This is a genomic window from Klebsiella sp. HN106 (assembly GCF_051209435.1).
In the GTDB taxonomy this organism is placed as follows: domain Bacteria; phylum Pseudomonadota; class Gammaproteobacteria; order Enterobacterales; family Enterobacteriaceae; genus Klebsiella; species Klebsiella oxytoca.
Genome location: NZ_JBLURD010000048.1, coordinates 1 through 2928 on the forward strand (window position 1 = coordinate 1; position 2928 = coordinate 2928).

Annotated in this window: 3 protein-coding genes and 1 pseudogene; all 4 read left to right on the forward strand. The window is 59.2% G+C overall.

All coding sequences use genetic code 11. The features are described from left to right. Positions 1 to 805, forward strand: an 805-nt coding sequence (locus ACSIPU_RS30100; RefSeq protein ID WP_223411754.1) for a DUF3363 domain-containing protein, incomplete at its 5' end; no start/stop codon positions are given. Between the two features lie 216 nt (positions 806 to 1021). Beyond that, positions 1022 to 2236 (forward strand): chloramphenicol/florfenicol efflux MFS transporter FloR, encoded by a 1215-nt coding sequence (floR, locus tag ACSIPU_RS30105; protein ID WP_000214122.1) that lies wholly within the window; start codon positions 1022 to 1024, stop codon positions 2234 to 2236. A gap of 27 nt (positions 2237 to 2263) precedes the next feature. Beyond that, positions 2264 to 2569 (forward strand): LysR family transcriptional regulator, encoded by a 306-nt coding sequence (locus ACSIPU_RS30110; protein ID WP_001255015.1) that lies wholly within the window; start codon positions 2264 to 2266, stop codon positions 2567 to 2569. A gap of 111 nt (positions 2570 to 2680) precedes the next feature. Further along, positions 2681 to 2928 (forward strand): annotated as a pseudogene (locus ACSIPU_RS30115) (transposase zinc-binding domain-containing protein); the annotation flags it as partial.

The window sequence follows — 2928 nt, forward strand, 5'->3', positions numbered from 1 at the left end:
AAATTTTCAGCGTTGCTGGCTCCCCGTCAGCCGGATTGGGTTGCATCGCAGGGGTGTCGAAAGAGTCAACTGCGGTCCAAAGCTGTTGGACTTGGGTGAAAAGGGCGTTTATTCTTCCTATACGTGCCGCGTTCCAGGCGGCGACTATGAGGGCTATGTCGATGCCCATGTGCGCCGGCTGGAGGCGCTACGCCGGGCCGGTATCGTCGAGCGGATCGACGCCGACCAATGGCGCATCCCCGATGATCTGGTCAGCCGTGCCGCCGCCCATGACGCCGGCCGAGACAGTCAGGCCAGCGTTCGCGTCCTTTCCCCGGTCGATCTGAACAAACAGATCGGATCGGACGGCGCGACCTGGCTGGACCGGCGGCTGATCCACGGCGAGACGGCCGACCTTGCGCCAACCGGCTTCGGGCAACAAGTCCGCGAAGCCATGGACCAGCGCCGCGAGCACCATATCGAACAGGGCGACGCCACCCGCAGCCGGGACAGCCGCGTCTTCTACCGGCGCAACCTTCTCGCCATCCTGCGGGAGCGCGAGGTAGCCGGCGTCGGATCGGATATGGCTTTGAGTAAGGGCCTGCCGTTCCGCGCCGCCACGGACGGCGAGAGCGTCAGCGGCAAGTTTACCGGAACCGTGCATCTATCGAGCGGCAAGTTCGCCGTGGTCGAGAAATCCCATGAGTTCACCCTTGTCCCGTGGCGGCCGATCATCGACCGCCAACTCGGCCGCGAGGTTATGGGCATCGTGCAGGGCGGGTCGGTGTCGTGGCAGTTAGGGCGGCAGAGGGGGCTGGAACGCTGAGTGCGCCCATGCCGCATTGCGAAGCAAAAGATAATCGGATAAAATGTAGCAATTCATATTCGTAAGCGTGGAGTAATCAGATGGGAAATTCCAAGTCAGCAGACAAGTAAGCCGCAACAACCAGTATTGTTGTTGCGGCGCTCTGTAAGGCTAGTCTCATCTGATTGCTGACGAGCAGACGTCGCCCGGTATTCCTTAATCGAGGGTTGATTCGTCATGACCACCACACGCCCCGCGTGGGCCTATACGCTGCCGGCAGCACTGCTGCTGATGGCTCCTTTCGACATCCTCGCTTCACTGGCGATGGATATTTATCTCCCTGTCGTTCCAGCGATGCCCGGCATCCTGAACACGACGCCCGCTATGATCCAACTCACGTTGAGCCTCTATATGGTGATGCTCGGCGTGGGCCAGGTGATTTTTGGTCCGCTCTCAGACAGAATCGGGCGACGGCCAATTCTACTTGCGGGCGCAACGGCTTTCGTCATTGCGTCTCTGGGAGCAGCTTGGTCTTCAACTGCACCGGCCTTTGTCGCTTTCCGTCTACTTCAAGCAGTGGGCGCGTCGGCCATGCTGGTGGCGACGTTCGCGACGGTTCGCGACGTTTATGCCAACCGTCCTGAGGGTGTCGTCATCTACGGCCTTTTCAGTTCGATGCTGGCGTTCGTGCCTGCGCTCGGCCCTATCGCCGGAGTATTGATCGGCGAGTTCTTGGGATGGCAGGCGATATTCATTACTTTGGCTATACTGGCGATGCTCGCACTCCTAAATGCGGGTTTCAGGTGGCACGAAACCCGCCCTCTGGATCAAGTCAAGACGCGCCGATCTGTCTTGCCGATCTTCGCGAGTCCGGCTTTTTGGGTTTACACTGTCGGCTTTAGCGCCGGTATGGGCACCTACTTCGTCTTCTTCTCGACGGCTCCCCGTGTGCTCATAGGCCAAGCGGAATATTCCGAGATCGGATTCAGCTTTGCCTTCGCCACTGTCGCGCTTGTAATGATCGTGACAACCCGTTTCGCGAAGTCCTTTGTCGCCAGATGGGGCATCGCAGGATGCGTGGCGCGTGGGATGGCGTTGCTTGTTTGCGGAGCGGTCCTGTTGGGGATCGGCGAACTTTACGGCTCGCCGTCATTCCTCACCTTCATCCTACCGATGTGGGTTGTCGCGGTCGGTATTGTCTTCACGGTGTCCGTTACCGCGAACGGCGCTTTGGCAGAGTTCGACGACATCGCGGGATCAGCGGTCGCGTTCTACTTCTGCGTTCAAAGCCTGATAGTCAGCATTGTCGGGACATTGGCGGTGGCACTTTTAAACGGTGACACAGCGTGGCCCGTGATCTGTTACGCCACGGCGATGGCGGTACTGGTTTCGTTGGGGCTGGTGCTCCTTCGGCTCCGTGGGGCTGCCACCGAGAAGTCGCCAGTCGTCTAACCGACGACTGGTAGCAGGCCCGCTCCGATGCGGCGCACTAACCATCGAAACCTCGTGAATGTCGGTATCCTGTCTGGCAGGATACCGCTCATTTCCCTTGTTCAGTTCATCGCCGTCGCCGAGCATCTGAATTTTCGGCATGCGGCCAAGGCACTTGGTATCAGCCAGTCGAGCGTCAGCGCGCGTGTGAAAGCGCTGGAGGATAACCTTGGTGTCCTGCTATTTGAGCGCCATGCGCGGGGCGTTCGGCTAACAGACGCAGGCAGGCACTTCATGGAGCGTGTCACGGCGGGTGTCGATCAACTCGATCACGCAGTGAAGACCGCGGAGTGACGGGCACTGGCTGGCAATGTCTAGCAACGGCAGGCATTTCGGCTGAGGGTAAAAGAACTTTCCGCTAAGCGATAGACTGTATGTAAACACAGTATTGCAAGGACGCGGAACATGCCTCATGTGGCGGCCAGGACGGCCAGCCGGGATCGGGATACTGGTCGTTACCAGAGCCACCGACCCGAGCAAACCCTTCTCTATCAGATCGTTGACGAGTATTACCCGGCATTCGCTGCGCTTATGGCAGAGCAGGGAAAGGAATTGCCGGGCTATGTGCAACGGGAATTTGAAGAATTTCTCCAATGCGGGCGGCTGGAGCATGGCTTTCTACGGGTTCGCTGCGAGTCTTGCCACGCCGAGCA

Excerpts from the sequence above, each read along its gene's own strand:
- floR (WP_000214122.1), top strand. The coding sequence starts at position 1,022 with ATGACCACCACACGCCCCGCGTGGGCCTATACGCTGCCGGCAGCACTG.
- ACSIPU_RS30110 (WP_001255015.1), top strand. The coding sequence starts at position 2,264 with ATGCGGCGCACTAACCATCGAAACCTCGTGAATGTCGGTATCCTGTCT.